The organism is Aquimarina litoralis, from assembly GCF_039523995.1.
Lineage (GTDB): Bacteria > Bacteroidota > Bacteroidia > Flavobacteriales > Flavobacteriaceae > Aquimarina > Aquimarina litoralis.
This window is the reverse complement of sequence record NZ_BAAAGE010000002.1, coordinates 827,130-848,042: the sequence shown is the minus strand read 5'-3', so window position 1 is coordinate 848,042 and position 20,913 is coordinate 827,130. Positions and strand designations below refer to the sequence as shown.

The following is a 20,913-nucleotide window of genomic DNA, read 5'->3' as shown; positions in this document are numbered from 1 at the left end:
AACTAAAAAATTATCATGGAAAAATTACCTAAAATAGGATTACCTATTCTAATCATCATTGTATTAACTATTGTGTTTGTATCGAAGTCAACAGTTACTATCGGATCTGGAGAAGCTGGAGTTCTTTATAAAACATTTGGAGGCGGAGTAGTAACGGATGCACCACCACTAGGAGAAGGGTTTCATCTAGTTGCGCCATGGAATAAAGTAATAGTATACGAAGTAAGACAGCAAGAAGTATTTGAAAAAATGCAAGTATTATCTTCTAATGGTCTAGAGATTAAATTAGATGCTTCTGCTTGGTTTCAACCAGATTATGGGAAACTAGGTTTGTTACATCAGCAAAAAGGTGAAAATTACGTACAAAGAGTGTTACTTCCTACAATTCGTTCTGCAGCTCGTAGTGTAGTAGGTAGATATACACCAGAACAGTTATACTCCAGTAAAAGAGATGCAATTCAAAAAGAAATTTTCGAAGAAACTAAAAAGATTGTTGGAGATCAGTATATTCAGTTGAATGAAGTTTTAGTACGTGATGTTACTTTACCTCCGACCATTAAAGAAGCGATAGAAAGAAAATTAAAGCAAGAGCAAGAAGCGTTGGAGTATGAGTTTAGATTAGAGAAAGCTAAAAAAGAGGCAGAGAGACAAAAGATCGATGCAGAAGGTAAAGCGGTAGCAAACCAAATTCTTAGTGCTTCCTTAACAGATAAAATTCTAAAGGAAAAAGGAATCGAAGCTACGCTACAATTAGCAAAATCTCCTAATGCCAAAGTTGTTGTTGTAGGATCTGGGAAGGATGGTATGCCGTTAATTCTTGGAAACCAGTAAAACATAACAGAACTTATTGCGGTTACGTAACTGCAAACTTTTTAAACCCGTCTTTCAACTAAGTGTAAGATGGGTTTTTAATTTTGTAACATTTTGGATTATTTAGATACTTATAAATAAAACAAGATTATACTATGAACTATATGTTTTTTGCTTTATTGAGTTTTGCTGGTTTTCTTTCTTTAGAAAATGAAAAGAATGGTAAAAAGAAACGATTGTTTACGTTTTTATATATGTCTTCAATAGCAGTAGGATTATTATACTGTTTTGGAGGATTTATTGGAAAGCAGTTATATAATTTTCTTCATGTGTAATCTATTTATCTGATGAGAAAGATAGTTCCATTCGAGAATTTTGAAGAAGCAATTAAGTCCTTAGATAATGGAGGAAGATTTTACAATATACTAACGAAAGCAGAGGATGGTGTGATATCTACTGCCGAATTGGGTAAGGTTTCTGGTTTATTTAGTGATAAACAAAAAATGATTTTATTTCTCGATGTAGCGACTTCTAAATTAGAAGTTTCTGATAGAAATCAAGTAATATCTTATTTGTCCGAGGAATTACAATTGATTTATAATTCGTACAAAGCCAGAGAAGTTATCGATGCTAAGGAGATAGAGTCGATCGAGTTATCGTCAAATGTTATCATTACTGGGGTACCTAAAAAGATTGCTTCCAAATCAAACTTTAATGGTTTTATAATGGTTCCCATTGTAGCTGGAAAAGTAACAACATTTAGTATGATTCCGATTATAGATACCTACAACGTTTACGAAATATCAGACATAAATTCCTCTTCTAATTGCATCATTGCACATTCTAAGGAATTCGCGAAACTTCCAGAAAAACTAATGAAAATAGCAGGTGTAGTAAAAGAAGTTACATCTAAAAGAGATACAAAAGATTCTTCTGATAAATATGTGGAAGCACTTTATTATTTAGAGATATAATTATTTCTTTCTGATTCTTAAAAGCACAATAACAGCTATAGCTGTTATAGCAAATAATATTAGAGCACTCACAAGATTACCATAAATAAGGTATCCAGTGCCAAATAGCGAGCAATATACAAGTAATACACCTAATAGCATTGATGCCAAGTCAATTGTGAATCTATCTGAACTATCATCTAGTGTAATATTATCTTTCTTGATTTCGTGTTTAAAACCGTTCCACCCAATTCCAAAGGGCTTTACTTTATTGTAAAATTTTATCAGCGTTTCATTTTCAGTTGGTTTGGTAAGTAAAGTAGCCGCAATCCAACTTATGGTAGTTAATATTACTCCGATTACTAATTCTTGATATCCTTCTAAACGCGATCCAAATATAGGCTCATGGATAAATTCAAACCAAAGTGCAATAATAAAAGAAACGATCATCCCAGTTATTTCGCTGTAGGCATTTATACGCCACCAAAACCATCTTAGAATAAAAATTAAGCCTGTTCCTGCGCCAATTTGCAATAGTATTTTAAAAGTGCTTAAAGCGCTTTCTAGAGCCAACGCAATTAGCGCTGCAAATAGCATTAGACCTATGGTACTTACACGTCCAACATTAACTAGCTTTTTTTCACTGGAATCGGGGTTCATAAAGCGTTTGTAAAAGTCAATGGCTATATACGAAGATCCCCAATTAAGATGGGTGGAAATAGTACTCATAAAAGCAGCAATTAAGGAAGCTACAACTAGCCCTAATAAACCAGCGGGTAATTTGGTTAACATTGCGGGATATGCAAGGTCGTGTCCAATGATTTCAGAGTCTACATTAGGAAAAGCTTGTTGTATAGAATTTAATTCTGGAAAAATCACTAATGAAATTAAAGCAATTAGTATCCAAGGCCATGGACGTAACGCATAGTGTGCAATGTTAAATAGTAGGGTAGCACCGATAGCATTTTTCTCATCCTTAGCAGAAAGCATTCTTTGCGCTATGTAACCACCACCACCTGGTTCTGCACCAGGATACCAAACGCTCCACCATTGCACAGCTAATGGTATTATCAATAGTGTTATAAGAGAGTTGGAGTCATTAAAATCGGGTAAAAAATTAAGTTGAGGACTTACATTTTCATGTGTTAATAAATTGGATAACCCGCCAACTTCAGGAAGGTTAATAAGATAATAGGCTGCTGCGATTGATCCTATCATCGCAACAATAAATTGAAGGAAATCAGTAAAAATCACACCTCTCAGACCGCCTAATGCACTGTAAATTACAGTGATGATAGAAGCGTATAATACACATTCCCAAGGAGCTAATCCAAATAAAATGCCGCCAATTTTTATAGCTGCGAGACACACAGATGCCATGATCATGATATTAAAAAAGACACCTAGATAAATAGCCCTAAAACCTCTTAGAAAGGCGGCAGCTTTTCCGCTATATCTAATTTCGTAAAATTCCAAATCGGTTAGCACTTCTGATCTTCTCCATAATTTGGCATATACGAATACAGTTAACATTCCAGTAAGTAAAAAAGCCCACCAAACCCAGTTTCCTGAAATTCCATTTTGTCTAACAATGTCTGTTACCAAATTTGGAGTATCCGCAGAAAATGTGGTAGCTACCATAGAAATACCTAATAACCACCAAGGCATATTACGTCCGGATAAGAAAAATTCGCTAGCACTTTTACCTGATTTTTTCGAAACAACAATACCAATGATAGCAAAAACAATAAAGAAGGAAATAATGATAATCCAATCTAAGGTAGATAATGACATATAATAGAGAGTTAATTAGATCACGTAAATCTAACACTTTTTTATTATTCTTTATTTCAAAAAAAAGCCTTTAAGCAGTCAACGCTTAAAGGCAAATATTGATTAGAGGTAATTTATATTACTTCTGATTCTTTAGTTTTTCAGCTTGATCGGTCCAATTATCCCGTTCTATTCGACCAGGGAAGAATTGAATCAGTTCGGTAACTGTTTCGATATCTTCTTTGGTAAACCTACTGATTTGATCAAAAGTAAATATTCCGATACTGTTTAGTTTTTTCTCTATAAAAGGACCAACACCACTTATTCTTTTCAGATCATCTTTTTGAGTTTCATCAGCTTTACCGAAACTTTCAAAATTTAGTTTTGGTTTTTCAACAGCTTCCGTTTCAACCTTTATATCTGTTGTTTCAATTGCTTTAGGGGTTTCTACAGGAATTGGTTGAGAGAATGTAGTATTAGCTTTTTTATAACTTCCATTTCTAAGTTTTTCCTTTTCCTTTAGACATTTGTCTAATTCTGCTTGGTATTTATTTTTAAGTGACCACCTAGATAATAGCCATCCTAAAAGGAAAGCGATTAATAATAATAGTAATAGGCACCACCAGTTTGCTTCGTTTAAAAAATCTAACATTGTTATCGTTGGTATTTAGTTTACAGTTATTTCTATTCTTCTATTTTTTGCTCTGTTTTCTTCGCTATCATTAGGAACGATAGGGTCTGTTTCTCCTTTGGATTTTGAAGAAAGCTTTTCTGGAGAGATCCCTTGAGAGATGAAGTACTTTTTTACATTTTCAGCTCTTTTTAACCCAAAGTATTGGTTGGATTTGTTATCACCTATATCATCTGTATGTCCAGTGATCAACACTTTTTTAGCTGGGTATTTGGTAAGATAACTTTTTAACTCGAGCGTATAATTGGCAAGGGTTGCATCTGGTTTGAATTCTTTAGACCCAAAATCAGAGTACAATGTCTTATTGGCAATGCCTTTTTCTACTTCTTCCAGTCTAGATGTATCTAGTGTATGGAAGTTTAAAAGAATACCTCCGTTATATTTTCCATTTTCATCATAAGAGTAGTCTTGTAATTTTGCTTTAGAAACAAGACGATCACCATTAACTCCTGCGTTAATCAAAATGTTCCTAATAAAATCAGCTCTGGTAATACCAGTTAAGCTATCAGCTTCTCTTTCAGTAGAAATTTCATAACCAGTTATAATTAATTCCTGATCTTGATGCTGTCCTATATAATCAGCTATTTTGGATTCAAAACCTTTTAGTTTTTCTGGAATAAATACATCGAGATTAGAATTATTAATTTGAAGATTGGCAGGATACCTGAAGATATCGTTGTTGTCGATATCTAATGCATATAATCCATTAGCTAAAGCAATACTGTCTTCGTACGCTTTTTTAGCCTTGGCTTCTGCTTCAGGATCTGATTTTTCTACAACTGTGGTTTCACTATCTCTATCTCCTAAACAGATAGGGCAGGAATAGTACCACCACATAGCAAGTAGTGCAAATAGGATAAAAATTAAAAAGGAAATTAAATTTCTCATAGGTTGATGATTAGTATTACTCTTTTAAATTTATGAAATGTTTTAATTAATCTGTTAAAGCAGAATGATTTATGCATCAAAAAAAGATGAATTGCAAAAAATTAAGCTGAAATACATTTTGAGTAAAACTTTTTTTTTATAAATTCGCTGCAGATTTAGAAAAAATGAAAAACATACTTTTACATCATCATCATTCTTACATTTCCGCCCAAGCGTGGTAAGTTGATATGTGTAAAAGTGAATCATATATAGTAACCCGTTTGAGCAAAGTCAAACGGGTTTTTTATTTAAACTTGTTTTGAACTGACCAAACACAACAACAAAAACATGTCAAAAATTAGAATTGCTATTCAAAAAAGTGGAAGATTAAACCAAGATTCGGTTCAGATCCTTAAAGATTGTGGAATTTCTATAGATAATGGAAAAGACCAATTGAAGGCAGCCACTAGAAATTTCCCTATGGAAGTTATGTTTCTTAGAAACGGAGATATTCCACAATATTTAAGAGATGGAGTAGTGGATATTGCTATTATCGGTGAAAATGTATTGGTAGAAAAAGGAAAGGATATTGATATTGCGGAGAGATTAAATTTTTCTAAGTGCAAAGTATCACTTGCAGTTCCAAAGGATATGGAGTATAATTCTATTCAGGATTTGGAAGGAAAAAGAATTGCTACTTCTTATCCCAATACTGTCATTGAATATTTAAAGGAGAAAGGCGTTTCTGCTGATCTCCACCAGATTTCAGGTTCGGTAGAGATAGCTCCGAATATCGGTTTAGCGGATGCAATTTGCGATATAGTGTCTAGCGGAAGTACCTTATTTAAGAATAATCTAAAAGAAGTAGAAGTTATGCTTACTTCTGAAGCAGTTTTAGCTGTTTCTCCAAAGATTAGTGAAGAAAGCAAAGAGATACTAGCTAAGTTACAATTCAGAATACAAGCAGTACTGAAAGCAAGAGCTTCTAAATATGTGTTGCTAAATGCTCCAAACGATAAAATCGATCGTATTGTGGATATTTTACCAGGTATGCGGAGCCCTACAGTATTGCCACTAGCAGAAAAAGGTTGGAGTTCTATACACACTGTGGTGGAGAAAAATAAGTTTTGGGATATCTTGGATGAATTAAAATCAGAAGGAGCTGAAGGGATTCTGGTATGTCCAATTGAAAAAATGGTATTATGATATCAATTACTCTTATACCTAAAGAAAATATCCAAATCATTGTTCCTTTTTTAGAACAACTCAATCCTAATATTAGTAGAGAAATCTTGTCAAATAGGTTAGCAGAAATGATTCTGCAAGGGTACGAGTGTGTTGGTGTATATGATGATAAAACTTTAATTGGTATTTCTGGGTTGTGGTTTCTTACCAAATATTATGTAGGGATGCATGTAGAGCCAGATAATGTATTTATTCTTCCAGAATATCAAGGAAAAGGAATAGGTGAACTTATGATGCATTGGATTTTTGATTATGCCAAATCTAAAGGGTGTGTTGCTTCTGAGTTAAATTGCTATTTAGGTAACGAAAAAGCACATAATTTTTGGGAAAATCAGGGGTATGAGAAAATTGCATATCATTTTCAGAAAGAATTATAATGGTTAATATCTCTAACTAATAGAGATCAAATAGTATTGATTGTTTTGAATAAAATATATAATCCAGGAAAAAGTACGTGGTCGGAAATTTTAAAACGACCAACTCAAACGGTAGCAGATATTGAGAACGTTGTTTTAGATGTTTTTAATGAAGTAAAGGAAGATGGGGATCTTGCTATTAATAAATATACGGAGAAGTTTGATAAGGTTTCTCTTAGTACTACTTTAGTTAGTAAGGAAGAAATAGAAATCGCTAAGAATAGTGTGTCGTCTGATCTTAAAGAAGCAATTCTTATGGCCAAATCTAATATTGAAGCTTTTCATGCGGCACAGAAAACTGATAAGGTTTCCATAGAAACTACAAACGGTGTTAATTGTTGGCAAGAGAAAAGACCTATTCAGAAAGTTGGTCTTTATATTCCAGGCGGAACAGCTCCATTATTTTCTACAATTTTAATGTTAGCAGTTCCAGCTACCATAGCTGGATGTAAAGAAATTGTACTGTGTTCTCCTCCTAATCAAGAAGGAAAAATAAACCCTGCTATCCTATATACAGCAAATCTTTGTGGAGTAACTAAGATTTTTAAAGTAGGAGGAATTCAAGCAATAGCTGGAATGACTTTTGGAACAGAAACGATTCCTCAGGTATATAAGATTTTCGGTCCTGGAAATCAATTTGTAACCGTTGCTAAACAGTTAGCAACTAAGTTTGGTGTAGCGATAGATATGCCAGCAGGTCCTAGCGAATTGTTAGTAGTTGCGGATGAAACGGCAGATCCTTCTTTTGTAGCTTCAGACTTGTTAAGTCAGGCCGAACATGGAAAAGACAGTCAAGTGATTTTAGTATCAACTTCTAAAGATTTGATAGAGCATGTAGAGTTAGAAGTAGCAAAACAATGTGAAGTATTACCAAGAAAAGAAATTGCAGAAGCTGCTATAGCAAATTCTAAATTGATTTATGTTTCTGATGATAAGGAAGCTTTAGAATTGATTAATGAATATGGTCCTGAGCATTTTATTGTATGTGTAAGCGATGAAGCGTATTATATCGATAATATTTCCAATGCTGGTTCTGTTTTTATTGGTAATTATACTCCAGAGAGTGCAGGAGACTATGCTTCAGGAACTAACCATACATTACCTACAAACGGATATGCTAAACAATATAGTGGTGTAAATCTAGATAGTTTTATGAAGTCTATGACCTTTCAGAAATTATCTAAAGAAGGCATAAAGAATATTGGAAATGCTATCGAAATTATGGCAGAAGCAGAAGGTTTACAAGCGCATAAAAATGCAGTAACCTTGCGATTACAGAGTTTGAAAAATAGTTAGTTAATAGTTTTATAAAGAATGTAAACTAAAATTAGGAATTAGTGAATTGTAGAAATTGTTCATATCTCATATCTGAAAGTTCAGATTACTGTCAATCTTGTGGCGCAAAAGTAATAAGAGAACGGATTACTTTTAAAGGATTAAAAAGTGATTTTTTTAGTAATGTTCTAGGGCTAGACAATCTCTTTATTAGAACATTGATTGGTATAGTTACTTCTCCACAAAAGGTTATTTCAGAATATATTTCAGGAACAAGAAAGAAGTATATGAATCCATTTGCGTTTCTGGTAATTGGTACTGCAGTTGCAACATTTACGTTTAACTTCTTTTCTGAGAAATATATCGAATTAATGTTATCCGCGCAAAATGAAGCAATGTATGAGACAATATTTTCTATTACACAACCTGAATTAGATAAAGAATCGGCAGCTTATCAGGAACAGTTTTTACAATACAAACAAGAGCAACATGAGATAAATAAAGGAACTCAAAATTTTATGCTTAAATATTTCAACTTTATTGCTTTTCTAATGATTCCTTTTTATGCATTGTTATCATTCTTAGTATTTGGAAAGAAGAAGTATAATTATGGAGAACACTTAGTAATTAACTCCTATTTATTGGGATTAGCATTATTTTCAGGAACGCTCTTCTTTTTACTTGGATTAATTACTTCACCTTACATATACATGGTAAGTTCTTTAGTTGTCATCTTTTATTACTCTTATACCTATAAAAAATTAGGTGATTATAGTATTGGACAAATTTTTTTAAAGTTCTTAAAGTTTATAGCAGTATTAGTCCTTCTGTCAATAACTTTCGGTGTTTTAATAATAATAATAACAATTGCATTTATATTTCTCTTTAAGTTATTTCAATAAATAAAGAAGCACAATAAATAATGAAAACGATAAAATTCAATATAAACCAATTAGTTCGTGAGAATGTAAAAGATTTACAGCCATATTCATCTGCTCGTGATGAATATGTTTCTGATGGTTCGGAAATGATTTTTTTGGATGCAAACGAAAACCCTTATGAAAATGGGGTAAACAGATATCCTGATCCACAACAAAGAAGTCTTAAAGCTATATTAAGTGAGCAAAAAAATATATCAACTGAATGTATTTTATTAGGAAATGGCAGTGATGAAGTTTTAGATCTTTTGTTTAGAGCATTTTGTGAACCAAAAGTTGATAACATCATCACATTGCCACCAACTTATGGGATGTATAATGTATTAGCAAACACCAATGATATAGAAAACAGGAAAGTTCTTCTAAATGATAATTTTGAGCCTAATGTAGCTAAGATTTTAGATACAGTTGATCACCAAACAAAAATGATATTCTTATGTTCTCCTAATAATCCTACGGGTAATTCTTTTTCAGAAAAGAGTATAGTGGATATTTTAGAAAACTTTAATGGGTTGGTTGTCATTGATGAGGCTTATATTGATTTTTCATCTCAAGAAACATGGATTGGTAAAATCAAGGAATATCCTAACCTTATAATTACACAAACATTATCTAAAGCATATGGAATGGCTGGTATTAGACTTGGATTGTGTTATGCTTCTAAAGAAGTTATAGGGGTATTAAATAAAATTAAACCACCTTATAATGTAAATGAACTAACACAACGAAAGGCATTAGAAAGAGTAGAGGATGTAGCATCTGTACAAAGAGAGGTAGACAATATTTTGCAAGAACGAGAAAAGATATTGGTTGCCTTAGAGGAAATTAGCTTTATTGAGAAGATCTATAAGTCAGACGCTAATTTTGTCTTGGTAAAAGTAGACGACGCCAATAGTAGGTATAACCAACTTATAGGAAAAGGAATTGTGATCCGAAATCGAACAACACAACCACTTTGTGAAAATACCTTACGATTTACAGTGGGTACGACAATAGAAAACCGAAAATTAATAGAGGCATTAAAAAGTTTGTAATTGTCATTCCGGACTTGATTCGGAATCCATAAATAACAAAATGTTTAATTAAAAATAGATTCCAGCATTTACTGGAATGACAAAAAAATGAAAAAGAAAGTATTATTTATAGATCGTGATGGAACACTTGTTTTGGAACCACCTGTAGATTATCAATTAGATAGTTTGGAGAAATTAGAGTTTTACCCAAAAGTTTTTCAATACATGGCCAAAATAGCCAGTGAATTAGATTATGAATTGGTAATGGTCACTAATCAAGATGGATTAGGAACGGATTCCTTTCCAGAAGATACTTTTTGGCCGGCACATAATAAAGTATTATCAGCATTCGAAAAAGAAGGGGTTGTATTTAATGGAATTCATATCGATAAAACATTTCCTCATGAAAATGCAGATACTCGTAAACCAAGAACAGGTTTATTAACAGCATACTTTGATAAAGAAAAGTACGATCTAGAAAACTCTTTTGTATTGGGTGATCGTATTACCGATATGGAATTAGCCAAAAACTTGGGGTCTAAAGGTATTTTCTTATCTGAAGATCCAGAGCTTGGCGCAGATGAAATAGAAACCGATAAGAAGACTATCTTAGATAGCATTGCACTTACATCAACAGATTGGAAAGAGATTTATGAGTTTTTAAAACTAAACGAAAGAGTAGCCGAAATAAGTAGAAAAACCAATGAGACTGATATTTATATTAAGCTAAATCTGGATGGAACTGGAAAAAGTGATATTTCTACAGGATTGGAGTTTTTTGATCATATGCTAGATCAAATCTCACGTCATGGACAAATGGACCTAGAGATTAAAGTAAAAGGAGATTTAGAGGTTGATGAGCATCATACCATTGAAGATACTGCAATTGCTTTAGGAGAAGTTTTTAGTACAGCTCTACACAATAAATTGGGTATAGAAAGATATGGTTTTTGTTTACCAATGGATGATTGCTTGGCCCAAGTAGCAATAGATTTTGGAGGACGTAACTGGCTTGTTTGGGATGCAGAATTTAAAAGAGAAATGATTGGTAAAATGCCAACAGAAATGTTTTATCACTTTTTTAAGTCCTTTACCGATGGTGCAAAAGCAAACTTAAACGTAAAGGCGGAAGGAACCAATGAGCATCATAAAATTGAAGCTATTTTTAAAGCTTTTGCCAAAGCAATTAAAGTAGCAGTAAAGCGAGATCCTGAAAAAATGATTCTACCAAGTACGAAAGGAATGTTATAACCAATGCTTTTGTCATTCCAGCGCAGGCTGGAATCCACTGTAAAGAAGAAGGTTTAAATTAAAAAAGATTCCAGCCTATGCTGGAATGACAATATAAATGAAAATAATAATTATAAATTACGGAGCCGGTAATATTCAGTCCATTAAGTTTGCAATTCAGCGATTAGGATATGATGCCATTCTGAGTGATGATCCAGAGGAGATTAAATCTGCTGATAAAGTCATTTTCCCAGGAGTAGGAGAAGCAAGTAGTGCTATGCAAAAACTTCGTGCTTCTGGTTTAGAAAAACTAATTCCAGAATTAAAACAACCAGTTTTGGGGATTTGTTTAGGAATGCAATTGATGTGTAATTATACGGAAGAAGGTGATACCAATGGTTTAGGCATTTTTGATACAAATGTGATTAGATTTCAGAAGGATGTAAAAGTCCCCCAGATAGGATGGAATCAAATAACATCTCTAAAATCTCCACTTTTTAATGATATATCCGAAAACGAATATATTTATTTAGTACATAGCTATTATGCTCCCATTACAGAAACTACAATTGCAGAGTCTACCTATGGAATAACCTATAGTACAGCATTGCAAAAAGATAATTTCTATGGAACTCAGTTTCATCCTGAAAAGAGCAGTACTGTTGGAGAGAAAATTTTAGAGAATTTTTTAAAGCTATAAATTTAAACCAACTACTAATAAAGAATAACTATTTACCAAAAGACAAAAATGAGAATAATACCAGCAATAGATATTATAGAAGGAAAATGTGTCAGACTTTCTAAGGGAGATTATGATACTAAGAAAATATATAATGAAAGTCCGTTAGAAGTAGCAAAAGAATTTGAAGCACACGGAATTCAGTATTTACATTTGGTAGATTTGGATGGTGCTAAATCGAAGCATATAGTTAATCATAAAGTTTTGGAACAAATAGCATCTAAAACAAGTCTCAAAATTGATTTTGGTGGTGGACTAAAAACTGATGAAGACCTTAAGATTGCTTTTGAGAGTGGAGCAAACCAAATTACAGGAGGAAGTATTGCAGTGAAGAATCCTGAAACTTTTAAATCTTGGTTGTCTAAGTTTGGTAATGATAAGATAATTCTTGGAGCAGATGCTCATCATGAAAAAATTGCTGTGAGTGGATGGTTGGAAGAAAGCGATAAAGAACTAATTCCTTTTATTCAGGAATACCAAAAAGAAGGAGTGTCTTATGTAATATGTACTGATATTAGTAAAGATGGTATGTTAGAAGGACCTTCGTTTGATCTTTATAAAAAGATTTTGGATAATTCCGAACATATAAAATTAATCGCCTCTGGTGGGATTTCAGCTTTTGACGAATTACCTAAATTGGCAGAGATAGGATGTGAAGGAACTATTATCGGAAAAGCCATATATGAAAATAGAATTAGCTTAAAGCAGTTAGAAAAATATATTCTTCAAATAAACTAAAAATGGATTCAGATATAATTCAGGATTTTAAAGAACAAATCATCTACAGATTAGATGAAAGTGTACGAATGATAACTATTAGTTTTGATCAACTTTCTGAAGAAGATATTTGGAAACGGTTTAATGAATCTTCGAATAGTATAGGTAATTTGATATTACATTTATGTGGTAATATTACGCAATACGCAATCTCGTCTTTAGGGAATTTAGAAGATAATAGAGATCGAGATGCTGAATTTAGTGCTACCGATGGATTGTCCAAATCGGAATTGTTAACCAAATTAACTGCTACAATTACTAAAGCTAAAAAGATCATCAATACTTGTTCAACCGCAGAGTATCAAAGAAAAAGAGAAGTACAAGGTTTTAATTTTTCAGGAATTGGTATTGCTATTCATGTAACGGAGCATTTATCATATCATACTGGGCAAATTGCATTTTGGACAAAACAATTAAAAAATAAAGATTTAGGTTTTTACGATGGTATGGACTTAAATATAAAAAACAACGATAAGTAATGCTTACAAAACGAATCATACCTTGTCTAGATATTAAAAACGGACGTACCGTAAAAGGAGTGAACTTTGTAGATTTAAGAGATGCGGGTGATCCTGTAGAATTAGCAGATATCTATTCTAAAGCAGGCGCTGATGAATTAGTGTTTTTAGATATTTCTGCAACAGAAGAGAGAAGAAAAACATTAGCAAATTTAGTGCTGAAAGTAGCAGAAAAAGTAAACATTCCGTTTACTGTAGGTGGAGGTATTTCTTCTGTGGAAGATGTTGATATATTGCTAAAAAATGGAGCGGATAAAGTTTCAGTGAATTCTTCTGCAGTAAAAAATCCACAATTGATTAATGAATTAGCCGGTAAATTTGGAAGTCAGTGTATCACTGTAGCGATAGATGCTAAACAAATAGATGGAGAATGGAAAGTACATTTGGTTGGAGGAAAAGTACCTACGGAATTAAATCTTTTTGATTGGGCAAAGGAAGTGGAAGAAAGAGGAGCTGGAGAAATCTTGTTTACCTCAATGGATAATGATGGTACTAAAGATGGTTTCGCTAATGAGGCATTAGCAAGGTTATCTACCGAACTTAATATACCTATTATTGCTTCTGGAGGAGCAGGAAATATTAAGCATTTTGTGGATACTTTTAGGGAAGGTAAATCAGATGCAGCATTAGCGGCCAGTGTTTTTCATTTCAAGGAAATAGAAATAGAAGATCTAAAGAAAGAATTAAAAAAGAATGACATTCCCGTTAGATTATAATCACATTATACTTTTACAATCGGGAGAGCTTATAGCAAAATAACATACAATCAATCAATATATTTCACATCTACTGTGGAGTTATAAACTTTAATAATGGAAATAAATTTCAATAAAAATAATGATGGATTAGTGCCAGCAATCATACAAGATGCTTTAACAAAAAATGTACTAATGTTAGGATTCATGAATGAAGAAGCTTATCGGAAAACAGTTGATACAAAAAAGGTTACATTTTTTAGTAGAACTAAAAAACGATTATGGACAAAAGGAGAGGAAAGCGGTAACTTTTTGAACCTGGTAGATATAAAAAATGATTGTGATAAGGACACATTACTAATAACAGTAGATCCTGTTGGTCCAACTTGTCATAAGGGAGATGATACCTGTTGGGCTCAAAATAATGCGCAGACTTTTGGTTTTTTAACCGAGTTAGAAAATGTTATTCAAAACAGAAAAGAGAATCAGGATGATTCAAAATCTTATGTAGCATCTCTATTTAGAAAAGGGATCAATAAGGTTGCTCAAAAAGTAGGAGAAGAAGCTGTAGAAGTTGTTATTGAAGCTAAAGATGATAATGAAAAGCTGTTTTTAGATGAAAGCGCGGACCTACTTTTTCATTATTTGATTTTGTTACAAGCAAAAGGATATAAATTAAACGATATTGTTGAAGTTTTAAAGGATAGACATTAACTGATTTTAGTGTGTTTTACCTCCAAATTATCATAGCGATACTAAGATAAGTTTTAAACGAACTTTTAGAATAATTGATTTGATACTTCATAAATGATTAATTCATTTATGAAGATCTTGTTTGGTATATTCTTTTATGTGCCTTTTTTCTTTCATATTTGATGAAGGGGAAATTTCTTTACTAAAAAGGCATCAATCTTAATACAAATCATAGTGTTTTTACGGCACTTTTTTTAATATTGACATGCTTTTAAAATATTAATCAATTTTATTTCACTTTTGGTAGTAACAAAATGTGATAAAATGATACTTACACTTAAACCAATTCATCTTGAAAAAATATTACGTAAAACACTTTTTGATTGTATTTCTGTTTTTTGGGGTCACAAAAAAACTATTTGCTCAATGTAACACTACACAAACCATAACCGTTTGTGATATGGAAACCATTGACTTTGATAATGATGGTAACCCAGATGGAATAATTAATTTGTATACAGAAACTGGTATTGTTCCCGAATCTGGTGATTCTTGGGAATCTACAGGAATAGACGAAGGGGAAGAGGGTATAGAGTCTTCTGGTATTTTAAGATTGTGGCAATTAAGAAATGCCTCTGGGGATTATTTTTTTGATCTTATAAACCCCAATTGTCCAAGTGGATATAGAGTTAGAGTTAATCTAAAGCTCGGCCCTTATGCCGGGATTGCTGCTACTACAGGATTCTTTCCAGTATGTGACAATGATGATATTTGCCAACCTGGTATCGAAGTTGATATCAATTTATTTGATACCCTAGAATCTAGAGAAGGTTTTGCGCTTCCTCATTTAAATGGTGAGTGGAGCTACACAGGTCCTCAACCAGCAAATCCTTATATATTAGAAGGTGCAAATTTTGCCACTACTATAGACGATAACGGAGGTTTTCCTGTAGATAGTGAAGATTTTAGTTTTAGATATACTGTTTTAAATGTAGATACTTGTATAACGGATTTTGTTGATGTCCAAATAACAGTAGTAAGACCGGTGACAGCTGGTTACGCATCATCATTTACGATTTGTGAAAGTGATATTGATTTGTGGGATGAGAATATTAATCTTTTTGAAGATAGATTTTTAACAAGAGAAGATACAGGAGGAAGTTGGGAAGATGATGATAATACTGGTCAGATTACAAGTGCCACGGATTCAACAATTAATTTAAAAGAAGTTTACGACGTTTTTAGAGCTTCTCCAGAATATGTTCCTGGTTTTAGTTGTGTAAATTTTAGTTATACCTATAAAATCAACAGCAGATCTCCTATTTGTCCAAACGACGAAGAAACGGTTACCTTTGTGATTTATGAAGAATTAAGGCCATTTGCTCCTGAGAATTCAGTAGAAGAAATTTGTCCTAATTCTTCTCCGGATCAAATTAATCTTTTTGATCTACTTGAATTTGAACCTGGATATGTATATATGGATGGTTCAATTGCTGATGATTTTGCCTTTTGGACCTTTGTTGGAGGAGTGCCTTCAAATGGAGACCTTAATTTAGAAAATAATCTAAACGATCTACCTGAAGATGAGCAACATCTTGGACCAATTAATATTGCCAATGCAAATCCCGGAACTTATAGATTTCGATATGATGTGATTCCCAGACAGAGCTGCGACGTTACATTTTTATTTTCGGATGACGTATGTGATCCTATTAGTATAGATAGTAATCCTTGCGCTTCGATTTCTACTATTGTGACGATTGAAATTTTGCCTTACGATTATGCAGGACAGGATACAGTAGATCTTGATATTTGTCAAAGTTCCAATGATCAATTTAGTTTACGCAGTTTACTCAACTCAGATGGGAGAGAAATAGCAGAAGGAGTTTGGACAGATAATATGAATGTTGTAGTAGATGATATTTTTATGGTTCCAACAGATATTGTAGATCCTATTTCTTATTCATTTACACATACGACTATGAATCCTTCAGGATGTGTTGATGAAGCTATACTAGAATTTACAATATATAAAGAAGCTGAAGCAGGTGCTGGAAGCGGAACTGCTGTTACCGTATGTTCAGATAATTTAACCATTACTCTTTTTAATCTATTGGAAGGAAATCCTGATCCAACAGGAATATGGACAGGTCCTTTCGGATATACCTCACCAGATCATTTAGGAGTTTTTGATGCTACAGATCTTACATTACCAATCTTAGGTCCTGGAAACTATGTTTACACCGTAGGTGGTAATGCTGGATGTACTGGTCAAGATCAAGCTACAGTAACTATAGAAATAGTAGAGCCTGTAGAAATAGGAAATGATCGTAGTGCTTCTTTTTGCGAAATAGATGGTCGTGTTAATCTATTTATACTATTAGATAATGATACTCCTAGAATTGGAAGTTTTGAGGATATTGAAAATACAGGAGCGCTAACTCCCGAAGGTGTGGTAGAATTTGATCTATTGCCCAATCCGGATAATGAGGTTAATATGATATATAATTTTAGATATGTTATTCCTAATTCTGCTCCTTGTGATCAATCTTCATTGAATGTTGAAGTGCAAATAATTGATTTGCCTGAACCAAATGTGCCAGATCAAGAGTTTTGTATTCTGGATGCAAAAAGACTAGATGATATAGAAGTTGATGTACTCAATTATAATTGGTATGATAATCTAGAAAGTGATATGCCAATTATTGATAATCCTCTACTCTTTGATAATCAAGTTTTTTATATAGCTACAGTAGATGCTGATAATTGTGAATCAGAACGAGTGATGGTGCAAATAAATATCCTAAATATGGGAGAACGGTTTTCTAATGGAGAATTATGTGCTTTGGATTTTCAGGATGGAGTATCCCCAGATGGAAATAACCAAAATGATACTTTTGATCTGTTTATAGAAGAACAGTTTAATATTCCAATTGCATTTCCAGATTTTGATTTAAAAATCTACAACAGATATGGAGCTTTAGTATATGAGGGGAATAGAGATACAGAAGAATTTAGAGGAGAAAGTAACGTTTCTTTGCGATTAGGAGATGACCTTCCTTCTGGAACCTATTTCTATATTTTTACTCCCAATTTTGAAAATAATTTTCCAATTCAAGGAAGTTTTTACCTAAGCAGATAAATAGTTCATGAGATCACGATTAATTTTAAGTATAGCACTTGTTTTCTGCTCGGTGATGTATGCACAGCAGGATCCACAATATTCCCAGTATATGTATAACATGAGTACGGTAAATCCAGCTTATGTAACTAACCAAAGAGGGCTTATTTCTACTGGTCTTTTATATAGAAAACAATGGACTGGAATTGAAGGTTCACCTGAAACAGCAAATGTTTTTGGTAATATTCCATTAAACGAAAAGGTAGAGTTGAGCGTAAATTATGTAAATGATAGAATTGGTGAAGCGATTCGTACCAATAATAATTATTTTAATGTTGATTTTGCATATATCACTCGTATTTCTGATAAATTTAAGTTATCATATGGTTTAAAAGCTGGTATCACTAGTTTTCAGTTTAATGCTATCGGGTCAGATGTATCTGATGATCCTGCCTTTTCTGATAACAACTCTTCTTTACAACTTAATCTGGGAGCAGGTTTGTTCTTATTTTCTCATAATTTTTATGCTGGTATTTCGTCTCCAAATTTACTACCTAATGATGTTGATATAGATGGAGTAGGTGTATCTAGATCAAAGACTCATTTATATGGGGTTACTGGTTTTGTTTTTGATTTGGTTGATGAGGTTAAACTGAAACCATCTATGGTAATCAAACAGGTTTTGGATTCACCATTAACCTTTGATATTTCTTTAAATTCCTTAATCTATAATAAATTCGAACTAGGAGTTTCTTACCGTTATGAAGATGCTTTTATTGCGCTGGCAGGATTTAATATTACCAGAAATTTAAAAGTGGGATATGCATATGATTTTAGTACTAGCGAATTAAGTGGGTATAATAACGGAAGTCATGAAATTATACTTCTTTATAATTTCGATTTACTCAATCTTAGCAATAAATATACATCTCCAAGATTTTATTAAAATATGAAAACTAAGTTACTTTTTGTATTCGTCCTTTTGATCGGACAAACTATTTTTTCTCAAAGAAAGAGTAGAGCAGATCGTTTTTTTGAAACAGGAGACTATATCAATGCGGCATTGCAATATGAGGAAGAACTCAATAGAGAAGGGTATAGAAAAGATATATTAGAAAAGATATCTACCTCATATTATAATGCTTTTCAGTTTCAAAAGGCATATAGATATCTTAAAATCTTGACTTCTGGAAAGTTTTATGCAAAAGATAAGAGTTATGATAATTCGTATAATTTTAAAATGTATCAGGTCCTTTCTGCTTTAGGAAAATATGAAAAAGCAGTAGAGTTTCTGGCTTTGTATAAGAAAAACAAATCAGAAGAATTAAATAAAGAAAGTGCTATAGCTGTTATTGAGGCCTTTAAACTAAAAGATGATGACTATACCATTAGTCCTCTAAAAATTAATTCCAATGCATCAGAGTTTGCTGCAGTAAAGGTCGATAGTACCATTTATTTCAGTTCTGATAGAAATTCTAATGGTTTTATGGATAAAAGCTATAAATGGACTCATCGTCCGTTTTTAGATATTTATAAGGTTCGGGTGAATGAGAAAAATATACCAACAACTGATATAGAAAAAATTTCAGGAGAAATTAACTCTAAATTGCATGAAGGTAATTTTTGTTTTACCAAAGACGGCAACACCATTTACTTTTCTAAAAGTAATTCTGAAAAAGGCAAAAAGAAATACGATAGTATAGGAAATAACTCAATATTCTTATATAAATCAACCAAGACAGATGGTATTTGGAAAACTCCAGAAAAGCTTCCTTTTAATAATACAAACTATTCTGTCGAGCACCCATCACTTTCCACAGATGGTAAGATATTATATTTTTCGTCTAACATGCCTGGTGGATATGGTGATTTTGATATTTATAGAGTGCTTGTTAATCAGGATGGTACGTATGATGAGCCTGTAAATCTTGGGGCCACTATCAATACTGCTAATAGAGAACAGTTTCCGTTTATATCTAAAGATGGCCATTTGTTTTTTTCTTCTAATGGTCATTTAGGTCTAGGTATGATGGATCTCTTTGTATCAGAAAGAAAAAATAATGTTTTCAAAAAACCAGTGAATCTAGGAGCACCGATTAATTCTAGGTACGATGATTTTTCTCTTACCTATTATAATGAAACGGATGGTTTTTTTGCTTCAAATAGAAAAAATAAAACAGATGATGATATCTATTTGTTTTCTCAGATAGGAGAAATATTTCTTAAGGAATATAAAGCTAGATTCACGGTTAAAGATTTTGCTTCAGATTCCTACATACCCGATGCAGATATATTTGTTTCGAATTTAGAAAATCAATTACATGAAGGTAAGCTAGACAAACAAGAATTTTTTACCATATCCTTATTTCCTGGCAAATATGATTTCACAGCTACTGCAAAAGGCTACAAGAGCAAAACAAAATCAATTATAGTAAAGGAAAAAGAAAATGAGGTTTATGTTATTTATTTGGATAAAGAAATAGTTTCTGTCGTAGAGGAAAATGGTAATAATGAAAATAATACAAGTGCTCCTAACAAAGATATAGTTACCAACAAGGAAAACTTAACAGGAGAAAAATTACGTAACACCTTGTTAAACGATAAGGTAGGCCCTCCAGTGATAGAAAAAAATGGAAAACTATATTTCGATCTTCCGCCTATTTATTTTGATTATGATAAGTGGAATATAAGAGCCGATTCTAAAAAGGTGCTAGATGAATTTGCCTTAAAGTTAGAGAAATATAAAAGTGTTTACATTAAAATCTCTTCACATACAGATAGTAGGGGTACAGATTCATATAATCAGGTGCTTTCAGAAAAGAGAGCAGAATCAACACGTAATTATCTTGCTTTAGTTGGTTATGTAAATGCGAGAAGAATGAAGTTTGAAGGTTTTGGAGAGTCTATTCCGTTAATCGATTGTGATACAAAAAATTGCTCGGAGGAAGATCATCAGATCAACCGAAGAAGTGAATTTGAGATTATCAAGTATTAAAAGGAATAAACAAATGTTTAATATATTGTTTTCTAATAAATTAAATTGTATTTTTGCAGCCCTTTTTGGCGATTAAGAGAATAGAAAAGGATAAATATAATTTAATTTAACGCTTCTGTATAAGTTTTTCGTATTGATTCTCAAACAAATACAGGATACAAATT

General features: G+C 32.6%; 20 protein-coding genes. 17 read left to right on the top strand and 3 right to left on the bottom strand.

All coding sequences use genetic code 11. The features are described from left to right. Positions 1 to 15 precede the first annotated feature (15 nt). The 3 genes from ABD077_RS12730 (at position 16) to ABD077_RS12720 (ending at position 1,784) form a co-directional block, all read left to right on the top strand. The gene (locus ABD077_RS12730; RefSeq protein ID WP_343912680.1) at positions 16 to 831 is read left to right on the top strand and encodes a prohibitin family protein; all 816 of its coding nucleotides are present in this window, start codon (positions 16 to 18) and stop codon (positions 829 to 831) included. Positions 832 to 965: 134 nt separating this feature from the next. Further along, positions 966 to 1,145: a hypothetical protein gene (locus ABD077_RS12725; protein WP_343912679.1), complete on the top strand. Its 180-nt coding sequence runs from the start codon at positions 966 to 968 to the stop codon at positions 1,143 to 1,145. 12 nt (positions 1,146 to 1,157) lie between these two features. Next, a complete protein-coding gene (locus tag ABD077_RS12720; RefSeq protein ID WP_343912678.1) occupies positions 1,158 to 1,784 on the top strand; it encodes a hypothetical protein in 627 nt (208 codons plus the stop codon). Here the strand turns inward: ABD077_RS12720 and ABD077_RS12715 are convergent, their stop codons facing one another. From ABD077_RS12715 to ABD077_RS12705, 3 genes are all read right to left on the bottom strand, one after another. Then, on the bottom strand, positions 1,785 to 3,557 hold the full coding sequence (locus tag ABD077_RS12715; RefSeq protein ID WP_343912677.1) for a sodium:solute symporter family protein: 1,773 nt from the start codon (positions 3,555 to 3,557) through the stop codon (positions 1,785 to 1,787). Positions 3,558 to 3,675: 118 nt separating this feature from the next. After that, positions 3,676 to 4,188, bottom strand: a complete 513-nt coding sequence (locus ABD077_RS12710; protein WP_343912676.1) for a hypothetical protein — start codon at positions 4,186 to 4,188, stop codon at positions 3,676 to 3,678. A 15-nt stretch (positions 4,189 to 4,203) separates the two neighbouring features. Beyond that, positions 4,204 to 5,115 carry an OmpA family protein gene (locus tag ABD077_RS12705; protein WP_343912675.1) on the bottom strand — a complete coding sequence of 304 codons (912 nt, stop codon included), beginning with the start codon at positions 5,113 to 5,115 and terminating at the stop codon, positions 4,204 to 4,206. 327 nt (positions 5,116 to 5,442) lie between these two features. Between ABD077_RS12705 and hisG the strand changes: the two genes are divergently transcribed. The 14 genes from hisG (at position 5,443) to ABD077_RS12635 (ending at position 20,749) form a co-directional block, all read left to right on the top strand. Continuing rightward, positions 5,443 to 6,300, top strand: a complete 858-nt coding sequence (gene hisG / locus ABD077_RS12700) for an ATP phosphoribosyltransferase (protein WP_299600856.1) — start codon at positions 5,443 to 5,445, stop codon at positions 6,298 to 6,300. After that, complete coding sequence (locus ABD077_RS12695) at positions 6,297 to 6,716, top strand: GNAT family N-acetyltransferase (protein ID WP_343912674.1); 420 nt, start codon at positions 6,297 to 6,299, stop codon at positions 6,714 to 6,716. The genes hisG and ABD077_RS12695 overlap by 4 nt, the downstream gene beginning before the upstream one ends. A gap of 45 nt (positions 6,717 to 6,761) precedes the next feature. Next, on the top strand, positions 6,762 to 8,051 hold the full coding sequence (gene hisD / locus ABD077_RS12690; RefSeq protein ID WP_343912673.1) for a histidinol dehydrogenase: 1,290 nt from the start codon (positions 6,762 to 6,764) through the stop codon (positions 8,049 to 8,051). Positions 8,052 to 8,092: 41 nt separating this feature from the next. Continuing rightward, positions 8,093 to 8,932 (top strand): DUF3667 domain-containing protein, encoded by an 840-nt coding sequence (locus tag ABD077_RS12685; RefSeq protein WP_343912672.1) that lies wholly within the window; start codon positions 8,093 to 8,095, stop codon positions 8,930 to 8,932. 20 nt (positions 8,933 to 8,952) lie between these two features. Further along, positions 8,953 to 10,002, top strand: a complete 1,050-nt coding sequence (hisC, locus tag ABD077_RS12680; RefSeq protein ID WP_343912671.1) for a histidinol-phosphate transaminase — start codon at positions 8,953 to 8,955, stop codon at positions 10,000 to 10,002. A gap of 87 nt (positions 10,003 to 10,089) precedes the next feature. Continuing rightward, positions 10,090 to 11,232: a bifunctional histidinol-phosphatase/imidazoleglycerol-phosphate dehydratase HisB gene (hisB, locus tag ABD077_RS12675; RefSeq protein WP_343912670.1), complete on the top strand. Its 1,143-nt coding sequence runs from the start codon at positions 10,090 to 10,092 to the stop codon at positions 11,230 to 11,232. 97 nt (positions 11,233 to 11,329) lie between these two features. Next, entirely contained in the window at positions 11,330 to 11,911 is a 582-nt protein-coding gene (gene hisH, locus ABD077_RS12670; protein WP_343912669.1) for an imidazole glycerol phosphate synthase subunit HisH, read from the top strand. 48 nt (positions 11,912 to 11,959) lie between these two features. After that, positions 11,960 to 12,688, top strand: a complete 729-nt coding sequence (gene hisA, locus ABD077_RS12665; protein ID WP_343912668.1) for a 1-(5-phosphoribosyl)-5-[(5-phosphoribosylamino)methylideneamino]imidazole-4-carboxamide isomerase — start codon at positions 11,960 to 11,962, stop codon at positions 12,686 to 12,688. A gap of 2 nt (positions 12,689 to 12,690) precedes the next feature. Further along, complete coding sequence (locus ABD077_RS12660; protein WP_343912667.1) at positions 12,691 to 13,206, top strand: DinB family protein; 516 nt, start codon at positions 12,691 to 12,693, stop codon at positions 13,204 to 13,206. Further along, on the top strand, positions 13,206 to 13,961 hold the full coding sequence (gene hisF / locus ABD077_RS12655; protein WP_343912666.1) for an imidazole glycerol phosphate synthase subunit HisF: 756 nt from the start codon (positions 13,206 to 13,208) through the stop codon (positions 13,959 to 13,961). The genes ABD077_RS12660 and hisF overlap by 1 nt, the downstream gene beginning before the upstream one ends. Before the next feature lie 96 nt (positions 13,962 to 14,057). After that, entirely contained in the window at positions 14,058 to 14,654 is a 597-nt protein-coding gene (hisIE, locus tag ABD077_RS12650) for a bifunctional phosphoribosyl-AMP cyclohydrolase/phosphoribosyl-ATP diphosphatase HisIE (protein WP_343912665.1), read from the top strand. A 331-nt stretch (positions 14,655 to 14,985) separates the two neighbouring features. Continuing rightward, positions 14,986 to 17,775, top strand: a complete 2,790-nt coding sequence (locus ABD077_RS12645) for a T9SS type B sorting domain-containing protein (protein ID WP_343912664.1) — start codon at positions 14,986 to 14,988, stop codon at positions 17,773 to 17,775. A gap of 7 nt (positions 17,776 to 17,782) precedes the next feature. Continuing rightward, positions 17,783 to 18,700, top strand: coding sequence for a PorP/SprF family type IX secretion system membrane protein (locus tag ABD077_RS12640; protein ID WP_343912663.1), 918 nt, complete (start codon positions 17,783 to 17,785; stop codon positions 18,698 to 18,700). Positions 18,701 to 18,703: 3 nt separating this feature from the next. Beyond that, positions 18,704 to 20,749, top strand: coding sequence for an OmpA family protein (locus ABD077_RS12635; protein WP_343912662.1), 2,046 nt, complete (start codon positions 18,704 to 18,706; stop codon positions 20,747 to 20,749). Positions 20,750 to 20,913: the final 164 nt, after the last annotated feature.